The organism is Pseudomonas sp. ERMR1:02 (genome assembly GCF_002277815.1).
Classification (GTDB): Bacteria; Pseudomonadota; Gammaproteobacteria; order Pseudomonadales; family Pseudomonadaceae; genus Aquipseudomonas.
Window position 1 is genome coordinate 20,043 of sequence record NZ_NKJI01000033.1, and the last position, 21,235, is coordinate 41,277.

General features: G+C 55.3%; 14 protein-coding genes and 3 pseudogenes. 9 read left to right on the plus strand and 8 right to left on the minus strand.

The window, feature by feature from the left end; genetic code table 11:
* Positions 1-113: 113 nt before the first annotated feature.
* The 3 genes from CES87_RS30715 to CES87_RS30725 form a co-directional block, all read right to left on the minus strand.
* Positions 114-737: a malonic semialdehyde reductase gene (locus CES87_RS30715; protein ID WP_128609109.1), complete on the minus strand. Its 624-nt coding sequence runs from the start codon at positions 735-737 to the stop codon at positions 114-116.
* A gap of 23 nt (positions 738-760) precedes the next feature.
* Entirely contained in the window at positions 761-1,756 is a 996-nt protein-coding gene (locus CES87_RS30720; RefSeq protein ID WP_128609111.1) for a 2,4,5-trihydroxytoluene oxygenase, read from the minus strand.
* Positions 1,757-1,946: 190 nt separating this feature from the next.
* A complete protein-coding gene (locus CES87_RS30725) occupies positions 1,947-2,813 on the minus strand; it encodes a fumarylacetoacetate hydrolase family protein (RefSeq protein ID WP_128609114.1) in 867 nt (288 codons plus the stop codon).
* A 235-nt stretch (positions 2,814-3,048) separates the two neighbouring features.
* On the opposite strand from CES87_RS30725, the gene CES87_RS30730 reads away from it, so the two are divergent.
* Complete coding sequence (locus CES87_RS30730) at positions 3,049-3,684, plus strand: TetR/AcrR family transcriptional regulator (RefSeq protein WP_128609116.1); 636 nt, start codon at positions 3,049-3,051, stop codon at positions 3,682-3,684.
* A 15-nt stretch (positions 3,685-3,699) separates the two neighbouring features.
* On the opposite strand, the gene CES87_RS30735 is transcribed toward CES87_RS30730, so the two are convergent.
* The gene (locus tag CES87_RS30735; RefSeq protein ID WP_256591151.1) at positions 3,700-4,437 is read right to left on the minus strand and encodes a GntR family transcriptional regulator; all 738 of its coding nucleotides are present in this window, start codon (positions 4,435-4,437) and stop codon (positions 3,700-3,702) included.
* Between the two features lie 173 nt (positions 4,438-4,610).
* Here CES87_RS30735 and CES87_RS30740 point away from each other — a divergent pair, with 173 nt between their 5' ends.
* The 5 genes and pseudogenes from CES87_RS30740 (at position 4,611) to CES87_RS34715 (ending at position 11,076) form a co-directional block, all read left to right on the plus strand.
* Positions 4,611-5,444, plus strand: coding sequence for a fumarylacetoacetate hydrolase family protein (locus CES87_RS30740; protein WP_128609119.1), 834 nt, complete (start codon positions 4,611-4,613; stop codon positions 5,442-5,444).
* Between the two features lie 85 nt (positions 5,445-5,529).
* Positions 5,530-8,274, plus strand: a complete 2,745-nt coding sequence (locus CES87_RS33860) for an FAD-dependent monooxygenase (RefSeq protein WP_256591152.1) — start codon at positions 5,530-5,532, stop codon at positions 8,272-8,274.
* A gap of 135 nt (positions 8,275-8,409) precedes the next feature.
* Positions 8,410-9,767 (plus strand): annotated as a pseudogene (locus tag CES87_RS30755) (outer membrane beta-barrel protein).
* A 65-nt stretch (positions 9,768-9,832) separates the two neighbouring features.
* Positions 9,833-10,522, plus strand: coding sequence for an MFS transporter (locus tag CES87_RS34710; RefSeq protein ID WP_371858284.1), 690 nt, complete (start codon positions 9,833-9,835; stop codon positions 10,520-10,522).
* Positions 10,420-11,076, plus strand: coding sequence for an MFS transporter (locus tag CES87_RS34715; RefSeq protein ID WP_371858285.1), 657 nt, complete (start codon positions 10,420-10,422; stop codon positions 11,074-11,076). Before CES87_RS34710 ends, CES87_RS34715 begins: the two co-directional genes overlap by 103 nt.
* Positions 11,077-11,611: 535 nt before the next feature.
* Here the strand turns inward: CES87_RS34715 and CES87_RS33865 are convergent.
* The 4 genes and pseudogenes from CES87_RS33865 to wrbA form a co-directional block, all read right to left on the minus strand.
* A pseudogene (locus CES87_RS33865) lies at positions 11,612-11,743 on the minus strand (acyloxyacyl hydrolase); the annotation flags it as partial.
* Between the two features lie 459 nt (positions 11,744-12,202).
* Positions 12,203-13,200 (minus strand): annotated as a pseudogene (cydB, locus tag CES87_RS30770) (cytochrome d ubiquinol oxidase subunit II).
* 16 nt (positions 13,201-13,216) lie between these two features.
* Entirely contained in the window at positions 13,217-14,614 is a 1,398-nt protein-coding gene (locus CES87_RS30775) for a cytochrome ubiquinol oxidase subunit I (RefSeq protein WP_128609127.1), read from the minus strand.
* Positions 14,615-15,528: 914 nt separating this feature from the next.
* Positions 15,529-16,128, minus strand: coding sequence for an NAD(P)H:quinone oxidoreductase (gene wrbA / locus CES87_RS30780; protein ID WP_128609129.1), 600 nt, complete (start codon positions 16,126-16,128; stop codon positions 15,529-15,531).
* Positions 16,129-16,853: 725 nt separating this feature from the next.
* Between wrbA and CES87_RS30785 the strand changes: the two genes are divergently transcribed.
* From CES87_RS30785 to aceE, 3 genes are all read left to right on the plus strand, one after another.
* Entirely contained in the window at positions 16,854-17,150 is a 297-nt protein-coding gene (locus tag CES87_RS30785) for a putative quinol monooxygenase (protein ID WP_128609130.1), read from the plus strand.
* 156 nt (positions 17,151-17,306) lie between these two features.
* Positions 17,307-17,945 carry a hydrolase gene (locus CES87_RS30790; protein ID WP_128609133.1) on the plus strand — a complete coding sequence of 213 codons (639 nt, stop codon included), beginning with the start codon at positions 17,307-17,309 and terminating at the stop codon, positions 17,943-17,945.
* 635 nt (positions 17,946-18,580) lie between these two features.
* Positions 18,581-21,226 (plus strand): pyruvate dehydrogenase (acetyl-transferring), homodimeric type, encoded by a 2,646-nt coding sequence (gene aceE, locus CES87_RS30795; protein WP_128609135.1) that lies wholly within the window; start codon positions 18,581-18,583, stop codon positions 21,224-21,226.
* Positions 21,227-21,235 lie beyond the last annotated feature (9 nt).

The window sequence follows — 21,235 nt, forward strand, 5'->3', positions numbered from 1 at the left end:
GTTTTTCCTTGTTTTTGTTGTTGTTTTGCCAGTCCGATTGATCGGGCGCGATGAGCCATGACGCGCAATCAGTCGGGCTGGAGGATTTGCTCGTTCACAGGGTGGGTGGAGCGTTACAGCAGCGTGCAGGCCTCCTCGAAACCCAGGCGAGGGCTTCGCGAAAACAGCTTGGCGGGGTCGCCATAACCGAGGTTGCAGAGGAAGTTCGACTTGACCTGCATGCCCGGGAAGCTGGCTGCCTGACCGTTATCGGCGGCGAAGAATGCCCTGTCGACCTGGTCATGATCGAAGCCGGACATCGGCCCACAGTCCAGTCCCAGGGCGCGCGCCGCGAGGATGAAGTAGCCGCCTTGCATCGAACTGTTGCGTAGCGCCGTGGACTCGATCAATTCCGGCTGCCCGGCGAACCAGCCGCGCACGCCGGGGTTGTGTGGAAACAGCTTGGGCAACAGCTCGTGGAAGCGTGTGTCATAACCGATGATGGCGGTCACTGGCGCGCTCAACGTCTTTTCAATGTTGCCGGCGCTCAGTGCCGGAAGCAGGCGCCGTTTAGCCTCGGTGCTGCGCACAAACACGATACGTGCCGGACAACCATTAGCGCTGGTCGGGCCCCAACGCATCAGGTCGTACAGGTTTTTCAGTGTGTCATCGCTCACGGGCTGATCCAGCCAGCCGTTCTGACTTCGGGCCTGGCGAAACAGCAGGTCGAGCCCCTGCTCTGTCATTGCTTTATTCATAGCATCGGTCCTCTTGAGATAGGTCAACTGCGCCGCTGGCGGGACGCCGTAGACCGGGGAGCGGTGTGCTGGGCTTCGCATTTACCGCCCAGGAAATACTCCACCGACATGGGAGGGCCCCACTGGTAGAGACTATCGTCGCAGGCTTGGGTGAAGCCGGAAGGTGAGTCCTGATTAAACAAATCGCCGTCGGTAAAATGCTCGATGAGGTTGCCGGACGGGTCACTCCAGTAGTCGAAGATCTGGCTGCCCAACACATGTCGGCCAACGCCCCAAAATGGCGACCAGCCTTGTTGGGTCATCCAGGCATGTCCCAGGCACTGTGCGTCGAAGTCTTGAACCTCGTAGGAAACGTGATGGACAAAGTCCTTTTCCGCCTGGAACAGGGCGATGGTGTGATGGTCGGTCCATGCACTCCCACGATTCAATCGCAGGAAGGCTGCAGCCGGGCAGTCCCGATTTGGTTCTTCAACCACCAGATCGGAGGGCAGCATGCCAAGCACCTGCTTGTACCAGTCCAAGTGCGCGACCATGTCTTGCACGCCGATTGCCGCATGGCCGAGACGCAACACTTGCGCGGCGCCTTTATTGGGCCGTTGCACATCGCCGAAGCGCTGTTTCTCTTGCGCCGAGTTGAGAGTCAACGCCGCGCGCAGGGTTAATGAACCCACCGTTTCAATGCCGTGGACCAACTCGATCCGGCGGCCGGACGGGTCGTGCAGCGCCACGTATTGCCCACCTCCGGGGCCATCCAGTGCGTGGATGGCTGATGCCCCCGGCAGCTGTGTTGCCTGGTGCAGGTCGTCGAGACTCTCGACGGCGAACGCAATGGCACCAAAGCTGCTGTGTTCAGATTTCTCGGCGATATACACATAGGGCAGCGAACAAGCGCCACGCAGGTAAAGCCGCTGTTCGGTTCGGTGCATGACGACCAGACCGAAATCAGTCAGAAAACGTTCGATCACGGCGAGATCGGGATGACGGTAGACGACGTGGTTGATGTCTTTTATCTGCAACACGATAGTTCCTCCACGGCCGCTTCCAGAGTGCTGTCTCTAAAAACGGGCCGTCAGCAAAAATCAAGGCAGCCGGGTCCGTGAACTGCAAAGCAATTCGCAAGAAAGGTGGCCACCATGAATCGGAGAGTCAGCGGTCGACCCAGTCGGGGCAGTGACTCCGCTATCTCGAAAGTAAGGCTGACGCTTGGCTTCAGGCCGGTGATTGTTCGTCGGCGATCAGATTGCTCAGCGTGCCGAGCCCTTCGATCTCTACGGTGCACAGATCGCCAGGTTTCATGAACAGTGGCGGACGACGCGCCCAGCCGATCCCCGCGGGTGTACCGGTGACAATGACATCACCGGGCTCCAGGGTGACCGCTTCACTGAGGATGGAAATCAGGTCGACGACGCTGAAGACCATGTCGGCGGTGTTGCCCTGCTGCACGATTGCCCCATTGAGGCGCGTCACCAGATTCAGGCCGCTTGCCCCTGGCGGCAGTTCGTCGGCACTGACGAAGGTCGGGCCAAACGCGCCGGTAGCATCGAAGTTCTTGCCAATCGTCCATTGCGGCGATTTGAACTGGTAATCACGGATCGAGGCTTCGTTGAAGATCGCATAACCCGCAACATGATCCAGAGCACGATCCTTGGCGATATGTCGGCCACCGGTACCGATGACGACCGCCAGCTCACCTTCGAAATCCAGTTGCTCGGAGATACGGGGACGAATGATGGGTTCGCCATGGCCAATCAGGCTAGAGGCGAAGCGAGGAAAAAACGTTGGGTAGGAAGGCTGCTCGTACGGGCTTTCCCTGGTGTGATCGGCATAATTCAAGCCGACACAGACTATCTTGCCCGGACGTTCGAGAGGTGGCAGGTAACGTATGTTTGACGGATCAAGCAAACGCGCATCGCTCAAGCGCTCATGGGCGGCTTTCAATGCGCCCTCGCCTGCCGCGAGCAGATCATGGAGCGAGCCCGGGTAGCCGGTTTCGTTTTCGTTCAAGCCGCGCAGAATGCCCGCTTGCTCAATACCCAGGCCTTTGGTAGTGCCTTCTACGAATTGTACAAAACGCATGATCTGTACCTCTATTGTTCTTATGTATTTTTGTAATGGTACGGTACGTTACCGTACCCTGTGGCGAAAAATGCACCCAAACGAAAGACTGGTCAAGAGTGCTGACCACCTTTTTTATAAATTTTTTGCGCTGACTTATACGCACGATGCACGCCTGTCCGGCTGGAAGGCATAACTAGAGCGGCGTAGGCTATGGCGAACTTCGCAGCCTACAATTCAGGAATACCCGAGCCACATGGAATCACCTACCCCCAAACAGGCAGCAAAGCGTCAAAGCATTCTCAAAGTAGCGACCGACATGTTTCTCACGGATGGCTATTCCGGGGTCAGCGTCGACGGGCTTGTCGCAAAAACCGGCGGATCAAAGCGCACGATCTATAGCTATTTTGGCGGCAAGGAGGGATTGTTCGCCGCGATTATCGAGCAGCTCTGTGCAGAGAACGTCAGCCCCCTCACCCATATGGATCTCAAGCAAAGACCCTTGCAGGAAGCTCTGTCGACCATTGCGGCGATCTTCCTGGACGTTGTGCTTTCGCCGCGTACCATTGCCCTGCACCGCCTGATCGTTGCTGAGGCGCTGCGTGCTCCGGAAGCGGCGCAGTCGTTCTTTGACGCAGCACCGGCGACGGCTTACAACTGCCTGGCGGAGTATTTCATCTGGGCCGAAGAATCCGGGCTGATCGCTCCGGGCAACGCCCATACGCGCGCGAAGATTTTCCTCGACGCCCTGACAGGCGATCTGCAACTGCGCTGCTTGCTTGGGCTTGGCAAGCGCCCTTCGAAATCGGAGCGCGAGCACTTGATCACTGAGACCATCTCCATTTTCATCAACGGGTTGTTGCCAGTGGAGCGAGAATCAGCCCTCCTCTGATCATTGTGACAACCATCACCTCTTCTGGGTTTTCCCTGCCGAGCCAGCGCTGACCTGGAGCAACTCATGGGTCAGAACCCGCTGAGTGGTTTCCTCATAATGTGCAGAGAGAATTTCACACGCCGCCTTGATGTCCTTACTCAGAGCAGCTTCAAGCAGGCTCTTGTGTTCTCCCCGTACGTCGCGTGAATCGCTGTCGGAGTAATGCATGGCAAGCAGACGATAACGCGCCGTCTGGTCGCGCAGCGTTGCGGCAAAACGCAACAGCCAAGATGAGCCGCAGCTGGACAATAGTGCTTTGTGAAAGGCGTCGTGGGCGACTTCCCACTCAGGTTTAAGCAGACGCTCCGCCCCCTCGATGACTGGCAAACGATCAAGGCGATGATGCGCAGCGATCACCCTGCTCTCCCACTCCACATCGCCCTGACTGATCGACAAAGTCAGCGCCCTGCATTCGATATGCAGTCGAGTGTCCGTGATGTCACGGATCTCCTGAGCGGAAATGTGGCCAACACTGAAGCCTTTCTGGTCCTCAGCATCGACGAATCCCGTCGCCGCCAATCGCGATAGCGCCTCGCGCAACGGAATTACCCCGGCGTCATAGAAGTCCGCCAACTCTTTGAGGCGCAATCGGCTGCCGGGCATCAGCCGCCCATTGATGATGTCCTCGCGAACTTGCACCTCCAGCTGCGACGCCATGGTGCGCTTCTCGAGAGCTTCACTTCTATTGGGCCATTGTTCGGGTTGATTCATGGAAAAGCATCATCCAGCGACGGTTGTGACCAAATCATACACAGGGCACAGATTAATAGAAAATAACTAAAAAATATATTGTAGTTGACGGTATATTTTATGGCGTTAGCTTTTTGTCCTACAAGCCATCCCATTTCTGGTGCGGCTTCAACCACAACAAGAGGCTCAACCCCATGCGATACGTTTACTTCAACCATCAAGGCCGAGCGGTGCTTGGTGTACGCACTGCCGATGGCGTCAAAGTGCTGGGCGAAGAGACGCTGGAGTCATTGCTCGAACGTGGTGTGGACCTGGCTACCTATGGCGCGAACGCCCAAGGCCCTATTGTCGAAATTGACGAACTGGACTACCTGCCGTTGATGTGCAAACCGGGAAAAATCATTTGTGTAGGCTTGAACTACGCCGATCACACCAAAGAGTCTCCCTACGCTCAGCCGGACTACCCAACGCTTTTCCCGCGGTTCAACAGCAGCCTGACGGCGCACAACAAGCCACTGGTTCGTCCGAAAATATCCGACACGCTGGACTACGAGGGCGAAATGGCAGTAGTCCTGAAGAGCGGTGGTCGCCACATTCCGAAAGATAAAGCCCTTGACCATGTCGCGGGCTACGCACTGTTCAATGAAGGGTCGGTGCGCGACTACCAGTTCAAATCGCCGCAATGGACCGTAGGCAAAAACTTCGACGACACCGGTGCATTCGGGCCCGATTTGGTCACTGCCGATGAATTGCCAGCTGGTGGCAAGGGTTTGCTGCTGGAAACCCGAGTGAATGGAAAAGTCGTTCAGTCCGCCAACACCAATGACATGCTTTTTGATGTAGCGACTGTCATCTCCACCCTCAGTGAAGCGGTCACTCTGGAAGCCGGCGACGTAATTGTCAGCGGCACCCCGGCGGGCGTCGGCTTCGGCATGAACCCCAAGGTCTACCTCAAGCCTGGTGATGTCGTCGAGGTGTCAATCGAAGGTATCGGCAAGCTGATCAATCCGGTGATCGACGAAGCGTAGTGATAAAAACAGCCCATGCCGACCCGCATGGCTCGACAACAAGAAGGCGGCCCGATGCAGGCCGCAAAAGTTGGAGGAATACGTAATGACCTTGTTAGACAAGGCATTGGACGGTTCGCCCCGCCCGTTGGGGGTCCACTCGCTGGACCACTACGCCCTGGATGTGCCCTGCCTGGAAACCGCCCGGGATTTCTACACCTGCTTTGGCCTGGATGTCCGCGAGGAAGCCGATACGCTGGTACTGCGTACCTTCGGTGATCCGCACCCGTGGGCTTACCTGCACAAAGGCCACTCCAAAAATCTGCGGCACATTGCCTTCGGAGCCTATGCCGAGGATCTGCTCGCATTACGGGAAAAAGTGATATCTGAAGGTTGCGAGGTGTCGTTACTCGCTGATCAAGGTTTCCGCTTCGTGGCCCCGGATGGTGTTTCAGTCGAGGTGCGGCGCGCTGCCAAAGTCACTCCCGACTGCAAGCCTGCCGTCAGTTTCGAAAGCTGCGCCGGTGGCGAGCGCGGGTCGCCCTATCGCCGTCATGCGGCGCAAGTACGACCACGACGTTTGTCACACATCATGCTGTTCACCCCGGACCTGGCACGGATTATCGAGTTTTACAAACTGGCACTGGGTATTCGCCTGTCGGACCGCTCGGAACACATCGTCGCCTTTATGCACACGGTACATGGCGCGGACCATCACACCGTTGCCTTTGTGCAGTCGCAAGCCCCCGGCTTCCATCACTGCAGCTGGGACGTCGCTTCGGTCAATGAGGTGGGCCTGGGCGCCATGCGCATGGCCGATCAGGGCTGGAAGCAAGGATGGGCTTCGGCAGACACGTGCTGGGTTCCAACTATTTCTACTACGTACGTGACCCATGGGGCAGCTACAGCGAGTACTCCTGCGACATCGACTTTGTCCCTCCTGGCATTGAATGGGAAGCCGGGAACCATCCGCCCGAGGATTCGCTGTATCTCTGGGGGCCGGATGTGCCTGACGAGTTCATTGTCAACTACGAAGCCCTATGAGTCGGTCCGTTACACAAGAACAAGATCGCGGAGCAAAGAAATGAATCAGCAAAACTCTACCGAAGTCCTTGAAGTACCCGTATTGATCGTTGGCGGAGGGCCATCAGGTCTTGCTGCCTCGCTACTGCTGTCGCGTTACGGCATCAAAAGCCTATTGATCAACAAGTACCGCTGGACGGCCAACAGTCCACGGGCACACATCACCAACCAGCGCACCGTCGAAGTGTACCGTGATGCCGGTGTTGAAGATTCGGTAGTCGCCGCCGCCACGCCGCATGAGCTGATGGCCAACAATGTCTGGGCCACCAGTTTTGCGGGCCAGGAGCTGGGTCGCCTGCTGACTTGGGGTAATGCCATCGAGCGTAAGTCCGACTATGAGATGGCCAGCCCTTCGGCGATGTGCAACATCCCCCAACACGTGCTTGAACCCATTATCGCCAACGAAGCGTTGCGAGCGGGTAGCGAAATGCGCTTTAACAGCGAGCTGCTCGACTTCACCCAGGATGCAGACGGCGTCACCGCTCGCATTCTCGATCGTACCGTGGGCCACGAATATGAGGTTCGCGCCCAGTACATGATCGGTGCTGACGGTGCGCGCAGTCGTGTGATGGAACTGCTTGGAATACCGCTGGAAGGCGAAATGGGCCTGGGTTGCGCGGTCAACGTCTGGCTGCGCGCCGACCTGCGCCGTTACTGTGAGAGCCGTCCCGGCGTACTGTACTGGATGGTCCAGCCGGGCAACGACTACTGGGTGGGCAGCGGCACCTTCATCTGTGTAAAACCCTGGACTGAATGGGTCATGCTCTACATGTACGACCCCACCCAGGGTGAGCCGGACCTGAGTGAAGCGGCCATCATCGAGCGCGCGCGACGGGTGATCGGCGACGCTGAAATCCCCGTCGAAATTCTCTCCACCAGCAAGTGGCAGATCAACCATGTTGTCGCCAACCGATACTCCCAGGGGCGGGTGTTCTGTGCGGGCGATGCCGTGCACCGCCACCCACCGGCCAACGGCCTGGGCACAAACACCTCGGTGCAGGACGTGTACAACCTGGCCTGGAAGCTCGCGATGGTGCTCAACGGCCAGGCCGGTCCCGGCTTGTTGGACAGCTACAACACTGAGCGCCAGCCGGTCGGGCGGCAGGTCGTTGACCGGGCGATGGGCAGCGTGCGCAACATGCTGCCGATTGCCAACGCCTTGGGTTTCAAACCAGGACAGAGCGAAGAAGAAGGCTGGGCCAGCCTGGGTGAGCTGTATGCCGAAAGCGAAGTCGGTCGCGAGCGGCGCGCCGAGTTGAACCAGGCCATCGCCTTGCAAAACTACCAATTCAATTGTCATGGCGTGGAACTGGGCCAGCGCTATCGCAGCTCGGCTGTTATTGATGATGGCAGCGAACAACCAGCCTATACACGAGACCGCGAATTGTATTACCACGCCACCACCTGGCCCGGTGCGCGCTTGCCCCATGCCTGGCTGCATGATGCCCAAGGTCATCGAGTGTCGACGCTGGATATCTGCGGTAAGGGCCGTCTGACCCTGCTTACCGGTCATGGCGGTGCGGTCTGGAACGAGGCCGCTGAGGCAGCGGCCCGCGAGCTGGGCATCGAGTTGCAAGTCAGGCGTATCGGTATCGGCCTCGAATACGCCGACAGCTATGGCGACTGGGCTCGCTTACGCGAGATCGAGGAAGACGGCTGCCTGTTGGTGCGTCCGGATAACCACATCGGCTGGCGTGCACAGAGCGCCAAACATGCCAATGGGGCGGTCCTGCTCGACGTGCTCAAGAGCCTGCTCGACCGCCGCTAGTCCTTTACACCCTCTGAACGCATGAACTTTCGCGCGGGTCGGCAACGGCCCGCTACGGACATCGTTTGCCCGTGAAACAGGCATGCGCGACGGCTTTCGCGTCACCCGCAATAACAACAATAAAAGAGGCTGGTCATGTTGAACATCGGCAAAACAATGCTCGGTACGGGTTTGCTCGCCCTCGCATCACTGCATTTACAGGCGCAAGAACAGGAAAAGGGTGAAGGCTCGCTGGTACGCAGCCTTTTCGGCCCAAGCCTGGAACAGGATTATGGAATCAAGGTCTCGGGGCTGCTCGACATCGGTTACGTACGCAACAACCGTTCAACCAGCGATGAGCGCGATGACGGCCTGAGCAACCTGCCGCTGACCGGTTATTCGGACGAGGGCCTGGAGCTGGCCTCGGTGCATTTGTTTATCGACAAGCCACTGGTTGCCAACGTTATCCCACGCGTCACTCCCCTGCCGGGGCCAAGCCCTGAGCAGTTTTCCTTCGGTTTCAGCATGGAAACCCTCTACGGGCGCAACGGGCAATTCGCCCGCACGTTCGGCTGGGATATGCACTGGGATGCCAACTCGCCCGGCGATGACGACCCCGACTCGGCCAAACGCCACAAGCAGAAGTTTGTCGCCACCCCCAACTTGTTTGCATCTATATACATGCCCTACGGTCCCGGCGTCAGTTTGATAGCCGGCATCTTCGGCCCAGCCATCGGCTACGAAATTCCACCGAACATCCGTGAGTCGCGCAACCCGTTCGCCAGCAAGACCTACGCTTTCGTCACTGAGCCCAGCACTGTGTCCGGCATCCTCGCCAGCACCCGTCTTTTCAATGGCGATAGCGGTCTGCTCGGGGCAGAGCTGGGAGTTGTACAAGGCTGGAACAACCTGCGTGACAACAACCACGGCAAGTCACTGATGGGCGCCCTGCGTTGGCGCACCGCCGATATGGGCACTTGGGTCGACTACGAGTTCATGGTTGGCGACGAGGAGAACCATAACGTCGATGACGTACAGGCGCCCACCGCACGGCTGATTTCACCCCGCGGTCAGCTTCGCCAACAGCACTCACTCAATGGTTGGCACACCTTTGATAAGCAATGGTCGATGGGCGCCGAATTGGTCTACGGCCGACAGTCCGGCGACGGCAAAGCCGATACCGTGGACATCGTCACCGGACCGGGCTTCGATGGTGCTTCCTGGTGGGGAGTCAACAGCGTGTTGACCTACCAATCGCGCCCTGATTTGGCGTTCTCGCTGCGTGGTGAGCACTTCCGCGACCATGACGGATTGTGCTGTTCCCCACCAGCACTGCGCAGGGCGACTTCAATGCCTTGACCGTCGGCCTGCGCTGGGACGTCAGTAAAAACGTCAGTTTGCGCCCCGAGCTGCGTTATGACTGGTTCGAGCCGCTTGACCACGATCGCATCTACGGCAACGGCCGCGACCGGACACAAATGACCGGGCTGGTCGAAGCGCTGGTTTATTTCTAACCCTTCCGTTGTGCGCCGGCTGTCGGCGTCATGTCCACCCATGCCCGCAAGGGCGGAGAACTGTCATGAACAATAAGAAATGGGACTCAGCTTACGAATGGAAGGCCGTCGCGCTGCTCGCGCTGGGTTTTGGTCTGGTCGGTCTGGATCGCTTCATCATTCTGCCGCTGTTCCCGGTGATGATGCGCGACCTCAATCTCAATTATCAGGACCTCGGCAACATCTCTGCGGTGCTGGCGCTCGCGTGGGGGATTTCCTCGATCTTCATGGGGCGTTTATCTGATCGCATCGGTCGGCGCAAGGTGATCATCCCATCTGTGATTGTGTTTTCGTTGCTGGCCGGTTTGTCGGGCCTGGCTACTGGAGTCGGCGCGCTGCTGTTGATCCGCGCTGTCATGGGCGTCGCAGAGGGCGCTTTTACTCCCACCTCTATCGCCGCTACCGCCGAAGCTTCGCATCCCAAGCGACTGGGCATGAACATCGGCATTCAGCAGTCATTTTTCCCTTTGCTAGGCCTCGGCTTGGCACCCATTGTTGCCACCCAATTGCTGCTGATCGTCCCGTCCTGGCGCTGGGTATTCGTGCTGGTGTCGGTGCCCGGGTTTCTGATCGCTTGGGCGCTGTACCGCGTACTACGGATAACCGCCAGACAGTGGCGACTGCGCAGCACGACGAGTTGCCTCGGACCAGTTGGAAGACCGTGCTTCGCCAACGCAATGTGCTGCTCAATATCGCGTGCATGTTCTGCATGCTGACCTGCTTGTTCGTCAGCTCGGTCATGCTGCCGAACTACCTGACTGACTTTCTGCATATGGGTATACAGCAGATGGGTTTCGTCATGTCAGCCATCGGTTTCGGTGGCTTCTGCGGCATGGTGCTGATGCCTACCCTCTCCGACCGTCTGGGGCGAAAACCTGTCGCCCTGCTTTCTTGTCTCGCTACAGGCGTGGCGCTGTGGCTGATGATTCAAACCGGTGCCGAACCGTTGAAACTGTTTCTGTTGTTGTTCGCGACCACCTTCTTCAACTTCAGCATGATCTGCATGACCGTCGGTCCGCTCACCAGCGAGTCAGTATCGCCTGCGCTGGTCTCCACGGCCACAGGTCTGGTCGTCGGCATTGGAGAAGTGTTCGGCGGTGGCGTGGCTCCCGCGTTGGCTGGTTACATTGCCCAACACCACGGCATCGAAAACACGCTGTACCTAGCCTTGAGTGGCGCGGTGTCCGGCCTGATCATCGCGTTATTCCTGCGCGAAACAGCCCCCGGCCGCGTGATGTTGAAAGCAAAAGTCAAAGAGGAAGCTGCATAGAAGAACGACGTCTTTCCAGGAGACAAAAGGGAAACATCATTAACGCTCCAGCGGGAGAAGACAGGACGTCGGAATGGAATCTGCTCTTGTGGAAAGGCCAGGGTGGGGCCCCGACCATGTGCATGCTATCGCCCGGAGTCACGAACGCCGCCCATAAACTCAAATTGCACAATGCCAATCATGGCTAACTTCTGCTTTCGGCCTCGCTCGGTTCGCTAAAAAAACCGAGCTGATGCCGAGTGCCTTGATTAACCTGCCTGGTGCGCAGCTGCTCTTGCAAGATAACGCGGTGTTATCCAGTCATCTGGCGGAGGCCAGAACGATAAATCTGAACCTACAATTTGCATCTGAAGCTTTGCCCGACAATAAGGATTAAGGAGTCAGAGCAATCATCGTGGGCGAAACTTGAACCGTAAACAAAGCACAATAACAAATTCCATTATGTAGCTCTTTGATTCCCGCATTTCAATAATGAGTGGCGCGTATATCTACGTGCTGAACATCACCAGTTTTCAGCTCCAAACCAATGCAGTCATCAATTGAAAGATGAACTTATCCGTTGACCACCCACCTTCGTGCCAGAAACGGCACTTACTCCGATGCCCGCCGCAATAAATGGTTTGAAGTTTTCGCCTGATAATTCATAAACGAACACAGATGAAAGCGAAACAGAGTGGCGGCCGCCTGCTCTCCCCTTCTACTAATACTTATAGCCTATATCTCAGTAACCACTCAGCGCATCGCTTTTATCCCCCCGAGAAACCCCATTCACTGCGGCAAATCAGATCGCCCTGATTCGACAATCCTACCGCTCGTGAAATTCCGGAAACAAGTCCATGAAATTAACTTCCGGCAACGAGGAGAATCGAAATGACTGCTGCCAATAGAGCTCTTAATCAACTCCTAAACCGATCATAGTTGTTGAATAAACCAATATCGCCAAAGCATTTGCTTGATGGTCTTTTATAAAAACCCAGATCCCAGCCTCAGATTAAAACATATTGAACACTGCTTTTAATACACCACAAGTCAGCGCCACGACGAGAATCGAAGCGATATAAATTAAAACAGCCCACAAAATTTGGCACTTTAGTGGTGAGTACGGCTTGCGCGGCATAAACATCGTTTAATCTCCCTTAACGTTACTTGCTTTACCCCGAAAAACCCAGTAAGCAAAAGCGTTGTACCCGAGAACAACCGGCAACATAACCGCTGTTCCAACGATCACTATAAGTTGACTTTCACGCGAAGCTGCTGCCTCTACATATGTCATGTTATAAGGTACTACATACGGCCACAGTACGCTCACGAATCCAAATAACAATACAAGCACGGCCCCATACTGAAAAACAACGGCCTGCAATCCGACTTACCGTCGACAGACCTTAAGGCAAGTGCCCATAACACGAAACTCAAAACCGCAACTACAATAAGCATAGTTGGTTGACTACTCCACAGCTGCTCAATACGGAAAGCCCCAAGTGAGAAGGTACAGGTCAAAACGGTTAGTACCAGAAAAGCGATTAACGCCTGTCGCAGCAGCAATTTTTGGAGATGCTGCAACTGCCCCTCGGTCCTCCAGTACGTCCAACCCGCACCGAGCGCTGCATAAGCAGTCACTGTCGTAAGGCCCACCAGCATATTGAACCAAGTGAATACATCAAGAGTATTGCCGGCGAAGCGTTCATGATCGACCACTACGTCACCAGATAACAGTGCGCCAGCAACCAAACCTTGACAGAAGGCAGCGACTATCGAACCGATGCTAAACGCATAGTCCCAGAAGTGTTTGAAGCGCGTTTCTGAACGAAATTCTATGGATACCCCTCGGAAGCCCAGTGCAACCAACATCACCAAAAATGGTAAATAGAACGCCGGCACCAAGACAGAGTAAGCGGTGGGAAAGGCCCCAAACAGTGTGATAGCAGCCAAGATGAGCCAAGTTTCGTTTCCATCCCAAATCGGTGCAATCGTCTCAACCAGTTCGTCGCGCTCATCCAAATCTTTTGTGATGAGTAACAGGATGCCTATCCCCAAGTCGAAACCATCTGCGAGCACATACATCGCAAGGGCAAAGACAGCAATTAGAATGCAAATAACACTCGTTGTCGCATTGATGTCCATGATGAAACCTCTTTATTTAAACGTATGGCGTTTTGTTACCAGGCTTCGCTATCATCAACGCTCTTTTGAGAGAGCCTCCATACGGCGAATGTGCAGCTATGTCGCTCGGCCCCTTTCGAATCACGTTGCAAGTTATTGCTATAAAGCTTACTAAGAATACCGTGTACGTGATAGCAAACAATATTAAGGTGAACAGCATACTGTTGGCAGGGACAGGTGATACTGCGTCTGCGGTGCGTAAATATCCGTAGATCACCCACGGTTGTCGGCCGATCTCCGAGGTATACCATCCCGCAACCGTGGCGATGAATCCAACGGGAATCATGTACATCAGAAGTCGGTGAAACCATGTTGCACTGAACAATCTCTTGCGTAATCGCAACCAAATACCTAAGGATGCCGTAGCAAACATCAGCAGGCCGAGCAAAAACATCGTTCGAAATGCATAAAACACCGCCCCCATTGGCGGCCGATCAGGGGCCAGTGTTTCCTTCAGTCCATGCACGGTACCTGTAAGCGAGTGCGTCAGCATGAGGCTGCCGAGATAGGGAATTCCAAATTGAATGCCGTTGCGCTCTTCCTGCTGATTGGGAGTAATAAACAACAGATATGCAGCGTTCGCCGTCGGTTCCCAGTACCCCTCCATTGCCTGAAACTTGGCTGGCTGATAGTCGGCCATTCGAAACGCCAAAGTGTCACCTAAAGAGAGCTGTGCAGCAATCGCTATGGACCCGAAACCAAGACTGAGCGATAGTGTTCGTCGCGCAAAATCCAAGTGTCGCTGCCGTAGTAGGTAGAACGCAGCAACACCGGCAATGAAAAAAGAGACCGCAATGTAGGCGGCTAGCAGCATGTGGGGTAGACGCACTAAATAGGACGGATTGAAGATAACTTGCAGACGGTCAATTACTTCAAACTTGCCGGCGATGGCGTCGTACACAACACCGTGTGGTGTATGCATCCAGGAGTTTGCCGCTAGAATCCACGCCGCCGAAATAGTAGTGCCCAGTGCGACCATTAGGGTCGCGAAGAAATGTAACTTTGGCCCTACCCTACCCATACCAAATAGCATAATACCAAGAAAGCCAGCCTCTAGAAAAAAGGCGGTGAGCACCTCAAGCGCAATCATCGGACCTATTACTGGACCTGCAATGCGTGAAAATCCGGAAAAATTAGTACCTAATTCGAACGATAGGACAAGCCCGCTTACTACCCCTACACCAAAGCCAAGAGCAAAAATTTTCAGCCAAAAGCGATATATACGGAGATATAGTTGATCTCCGGTCTTCAACCACACCCCCTCAACGATCGTGAGAAAGGCAGCCAGCCCAATTGACATCGTCGGAAAGATAATGTGGAATGTTATTGTTAGTCCAAATTGTACTCGGGCAAGAAAAACTGGGTCGAGCAGCATTGGTTATACTCTCCGCGATAGAAGTAATCGATAGCGCTGTATGGAGTTACCAGATATTTTTCTCAGCCTTAGTAACCACTTTAATTTGAGCAACTGGACAGTCATAGCCTCAATCACCCTCATCTACGTTTATATTAGTTCGTCTCCAAGCGTAAATTGACAGGGCAACAAAGGCAAGTAGCGTGGATACTCCGACCCACTCTCCGAACATATTGATTAACGCTCCAGCCATAACTATGCTGCTAAAAGCAACAATAATTATGCCTGCGCCGCTTTTCCGGATTCTACCGTTCATAGAGTTTCGCTTCGAGGTGTCGAATTCATGTGCGTTCAGTTCTACACTCTAAACATGTTGCTTAATGACCTGGACGCACGCTGGCGCAACAAATACAGGCAAAGCTGTTGTGAATTATTTGTTGTTTTTTCATAACTGATACAAGTCTCCTTTCAAAGACTCATCATCCTGGTATTGAGTAATTCTCGGGCTGGACTGTTGCGATCAGCAATTAGTGGTGTGTCATAGCCTGGGTGCAATCCTTCGTGATCGCCTCAAAGTGTCAGCGAGGGTGCAGACCAACATCGCAATGATGCTTTGGCGCAGAAGGATCGTTTGATCCGGCATAGTCCCGCAGAAGAGGCGGACTGGTATCCAGGCCATTGTGCTATCGGAACTAAGCAAACGAATGGGGACTCCGTCACCCACCCAAGCTCGTGGGCTACAGCGGACCTCCAGAGCAGTCTTCATCGCGCGTACACTGCAAAACGTGATGGACTCACATTAGTCGTCACGCTGCGTCTTCGGTAGTCATTGGATTAAGCTTCACCGTCTCAAAACTGGAACGACTAGACAAAAACGCGTTTATGACTCAAGCGCAAGGATTGCCGCGGGTGTCCCTAGACTTGCCGAATAAATGTTAGCGGTTGAGTTTGGCGGTTAATTTAGCGACGTACTCGCCCTGGTGACGAGCGATATCCAGTTCACGCTCGTCGGGTAGACGAGAGCCATCGCCGCCAGCAATGGTTGATGCACCATAAGGCGTTCCGCCACCCACTTTTGAGATATCGAAGAGTGCTGGATTGCTGTAGCCAATAGGCACAAGGACCATGCCGTGGTGTGCAAGGGTAGTCCAGGTTGAGATGATGGTCATCTCCTGGCCACCGCCGGTTCCGGTCGAGGTGAACACGCTGGCTAGTTTTCCAACCAAAGCACCTTTGACCCAGAGACCACCGGTCTGATCGAGAAAACTGCGCATCTGCCCGGACATGTTGCCGAAACGAGTCGGCGTGCCGAAGATGATCGCATCATAGTCGCCGAGTTCGCCGGGGACTGCGATTGGTGCGTCTTGGTCTTCTTTGCCATGGGCCGCTTTGAAGGCTTCGGCGCTCATCGTTTCAGGCACACGCTTAACGGTGACCTCTACCCCCGCGACACTGCGAGCGCCCTCTGCAACGCTCTGTGCCATGGTTTCGATATGGCCATACATCGAATAATAGAGCACGAGTAGCTTAGCCATTTTGACGTCCTCTTTGAGTGTGTTAACTGCGGGTTATGACCGTTATTTGTACAATCAAATCAGTGGGCCATCTCACTATAGTTTCTCCATTGCGGGGCACATAAAAACCATCAGAATAAATCCAACACGCAAGTGGCTGCACCGAGAGTCGGGTTGGGTAATTGCTACGCTGCGGCGCAGAGACTTAACCGGATACCGTCTATCTCTTCGATGTATAGAGCTGTTGAATGGGCTTGTTTAAGTGCGGGGTCGGTCAAGACATTGATCATTAAGTTTTGTCTGATACCGGCAGCTCTTTAGCTTTTCTGATCAGCGGTCTGACCGCACACAGCGCTAAAGGTCAAAGCGCAGCGACCCTAGGCCTATTCTTAAGCCTCTGACGCCAAACGGGTACGCACATCTGCGACGGCCCCTGCTTGCAATATGATCAGCTTCGGATGGACTACACTTTTTGCAGGCCGGCTGCAGCGTTGCATCCAGCTTTTTCAACCGCTCCGATTGGAGCCTGCCGATCCACCCGCCTGCTTCATGATCGAAGTGGAGTTCATCGGTGACCTCGCGTTGCGGTTCGTTTGCTGGCTTTACTCTTGGCAGCAATGCTGTTTGTCGAGTTGCTCGACCTCAGTGAAGATCTATGCTGAGTACCAACTTCGTGCCATTTGACAGCTGCATTTCTGCACATGGTCAGCCCTTAGGGTCACCCCCTCACCCGGAGGAATGATGCAATGAGTGACTTCTTCGTTTTTGCCGTCCTATATGCAAAAAAGGGTCAGGAAAAGAAGCTGCAAGAAGATCTGACTGCTCTGGTAGGGCCTTCCCGCAAGGATGAGGGCAATCTTGCGTACGATCTGTTTGTGCAACAGGACGATCCATGCCGGTTTGTGTTCCTGGAGCACTGGAGTAGCTCAGAGGCGCATCACAAGCACGATACCGAGACTAAGCACATCCAGCGTTTTCGTGCAGGGGGGATTGATGCGGTGGAGCGAACAGAACTGTTTTACACGCTTGACCGGATCGCCTGACTCGATCGCCACCGTAACGTGGCATTGACCGAACGAACGCGGAACCCGACCCAAACAAGGTACACCCGACTCGGGCCTGCCCGCTCAGCTGTTGCGGCACTCTCGCAAACACGCGTGCTGCGTTTCAGCACATTCCACTCACTATGGAGAAATACCATGGCAAGTGAACCCCTCCGTGATCCTGCAAAGGATCACCTACTCACACCGCAGAATTCAGCCTTCATCGTCATTGACTACCAGCCAGTGCAGGTGAATTCGATCGCCTCGATGGATCGACAACTGCTGGTCAATAACATCGTCGGCGCCGCGAAGGCGGCAATGGCTTATAGCCTACCGATCGTACATTCGACAGTGAACGTCAAAAGTGGCCTCAACAAGCCGCCGATTTCGCATTTACGCAAGGTACTCGAAGGCATCCCTACCATTGATCGCACCACCATCAACTCTTGGGAGGATGTGGAATTTGTGCAAGCCGTCAAAGCTACCGGCCGCAAAAAGCTCATCATGACCGCGCTATGGACCGAGGCCTGCCTGACCTTCCCAGCGCTGGACGCGCTCAAGGAAGGTTATGAGGTCTACGTTGTAGCCGACGCTGTCGGTGGCACCTCGGTCGCCGCGCACGAAATGGCCCTGCGTAGAATCGAGCAGGCGGGCGGTAAGATGATAAGCGTCGGGCAACTGTTCTGCGAACTGCAGCGCGACTGGAAGCGCACTGAAACCGTGCCTGCTTTTATTAGTCTCTTTATCGAGACCGGCGGGACTATGGGGATCCAGCTGTCCTACGATAGCGACTAAGCAATAGGGCGTGGGTGGTCGGGGCAAGACCTGAAAATTTTGCCCCGCTCCAGCTAATTCTCCATAGGCGTCACTTTAAACGTAGCCGATGGGATTGGTATCAGTTTGTCTCCTGGGCGTTGCTGTTTGCCCGTATCGGTAAGTGCCACGCGCTTTAATGCCGAAGTGAACTCATTGAGGTGGTTGGTAATGATGCCCACCTTAATACTTCACATCGTTCCAAAACCAAGACTCTGAGGCTCATTTATTCGCCTACCCAGTAGGGGTGTATCCGGTTATTTTCTTTCCAATATTGGCATCGCCGAAACTGTTAGGAGAGCAGTAGTGAGGTGCGTCAAAAAGTATTTGACTGCTCCAATACTCGTCGCAGTCGATGAATACTGTTCAGTCCCCTCCCTTTTTTTCCGACAACATTTTGCTCACATCTTCATAGATCCATCCCTGAGCCTGTTCTTTTGTAAGCGCTTGCGTCCAGATTGATAAATAGAAAGTACCCCAGCGACTCAGGAAAAAACTCTTCGAGAATGCAAAAACGCATCGTTAGGATCAACACCAAACTCTCAATACAGCACGATGAGTTAAATCGGTGTGCAAACGGTCTCTGACTCTAAAGACCTTTAACCCTGGAGTAAGCCATGCAAGACCTCGATCCCGTCGAAACCCAGGAATGGCTGGACGCCCTGGAATCGGTTCTCGACAAAGAAGGCGAAGACCGTGCTCACTATCTGATGACCCGTATGGGCGAACTCGCGACCCGTAGCGGTTCGCAATTGCCGTACGCCATCACCACGCCATACCGCAATACCATCCCCGTCACCCACGAAGCACGCATGCCTGGCGACCTGTTCATGGAACGCCGCATTCGCTCGTTGGTACGCTGGAATGCAGTGGCCATGGTCATGCGCACCAACCAGCAGGATTCCGACCTGGGCGGTCATATATCCACTTTTGCCTCTTCAGCGACATTGTACGACGTTGGTTTCAACTACTTCTTCCAGGCCCCGACCGACGAACACGGCGGCGACCTAATCTACTTCCAAGGCCCTGTCGCTCCAGGCGTCTACGCCCGTGCGTTCATGGAAGGCCGCATCACTGAAGACCAGATGAACAACTTCCGCCAGGAAGTCGACGGTCAGGGCCTGTCGTCCTACCCGCACCCTTGGCTGATGCCTGACTTCTGGCAATTTCCGACGGTATCCATGGGGCTGGGCCCGATCCAGGCGATCTACCAGGCACGTTTCATGAAGTACCTGGAAGCCCGTGGCTTCATTCCTGCGGGCAAGCAAAAAGTCTGGTGCTTCCTGGGCGACGGCGAGTGCGACGAGCCGGAATCCCTGGGCGCGATCTCGCTGGCTGGCCGCGAGAAGCTCGACAACCTGATCTTCGTCATCAACTGCAACCTGCAGCGCCTCGACGGCCCGGTTCGCGGCAACGGCAAGATCATCCAGGAACTCGAAGGCGTGTTCCGCGGTGCTCAGTGGAACGTGACCAAAGTTATCTGGGGCCGTTTCTGGGACCCACTGCTGGCCAAGGACGTCGACGGTATCCTGCAACGCCGCATGGACGAAGTCATCGACGGCGAGTACCAGAACTACAAAGCCAAAGACGGCGCATTCGTACGTGAACACTTCTTCAACTCGCCAGAACTCAAGGCGATGGTTGCTGACCTGTCCGACGACGAAATCTGGAAACTCAACCGTGGCGGCCACGACCCGTACAAGGTCTACGCGGCGTACCACGAAGCGGTCAACCACAAAGAACAACCGACCGTTATCCTGGCCAAGACCATCAAGGGTTATGGCACCGGTGCCGGCGAAGCGAAAAACACTGCGCACAACACCAAGAAAGTCGATGTCGACAGCCTGAAGTTGTTCCGCGACCGCTTTGATATCCCGGTAAAAGACGAAGAACTGGAAAACCTGCCGTTCTTCAAGCCGCAACCGAACAGCGCCGAAGCCCGTTACCTGGCCGAGCGTCGCACTGCACTGGGCGGATTCGTGCCACAGCGTCGCGCAAAAAGCTTCAGCATCCCGACTCCGCCACTCGACACCCTCAAGGCGATCCTCGACGGTTCGGGCGACCGTGAAATTTCCACTACCATGGCTTTCGTGCGGATCCTCGCGCAACTGGTCAAGGACAAGGACATCGGCCCGCGCATCGTGCCGATCATTCCGGACGAAGCCCGTACCTTTGGTATGGAAGGCATGTTCCGTCAGTTGGGCATCTACTCGTCCGTCGGCCAACTCTACGAGCCAGTCGATAAAGACCAGGTGATGTTCTACAAAGAGGACAAGAAGGGCCAGATCCTCGAAGAAGGCATCAACGAAGCGGGCGCCATGAGCTCCTTCATCGCTGCCGGTACTTCGTACTCCTGCCACAACCAGCCGATGCTGCCGTTCTACATCTTCTACTCGATGTTCGGCTTCCAGCGTGTCGGTGACCTGGCCTGGGCCGCTGGCGACAGCCGTACCCGTGGCTTCATGATCGGCGGCACCGCCGGCCGGACCACGCTGAACGGTGAAGGCCTGCAACACGAAGACGGTCACAGCCACCTGCTGGCTGCCACCATCCCGAACTGCCGCACCTTTGATCCAACCTACGGCTATGAGCTGGCGGTGATCATTCAGGACGGCATGAAGAAGATGACCGAAGAGCAACAGGACGTCTTCTATTACATCACCGTGATGAACGAGTCCTACCAGCAGCCAGCCATGCCGGCCGGTGCCGAAGAAGGCATCAAGAAAGGCATGTACCTGCTCGAAGAAGACACCCGCGAAGCGGCGCACCACGTTCAGCTGATGGGCTCCGGCACCATCCTGCGTGAAGTCCGTGAAGCAGCGAAAATCCTGCGTGAACAGTTCAATGTCGGCGCTGACGTATGGAGCGTTACCAGCTTCAGCGAACTGCGTCGCGATGGCCTGGCCGTCGAGCGCGCCAACCGTCTGCACCCGGGCCAGAAGCCTAAGCTGAGCTACGTTGAAGAGTGCCTGAACGGCCGCCAAGGTCCGGTCATCGCCTCTACCGACTACATGAAACTGTTCGCCGAGCAGATTCGTCAGTGGGTACCGTCCAAGGAATTCAAAGTCCTGGGCACCGACGGTTTCGGCCGCAGCGACAGCCGCAAGAAACTGCGTCATTTCTTCGAAGTTGACCGTCATTTCGTGGTGTTGGCAGCCCTTGAAGCACTGGCTGACCGTGGCGATATCGAACCTAAGGTGGTGTCTGAAGCCATCGCCAAGTTCGGGATCGACCCGGAAAAACGCAACCCACTGGACTGCTGAGGAGAGATT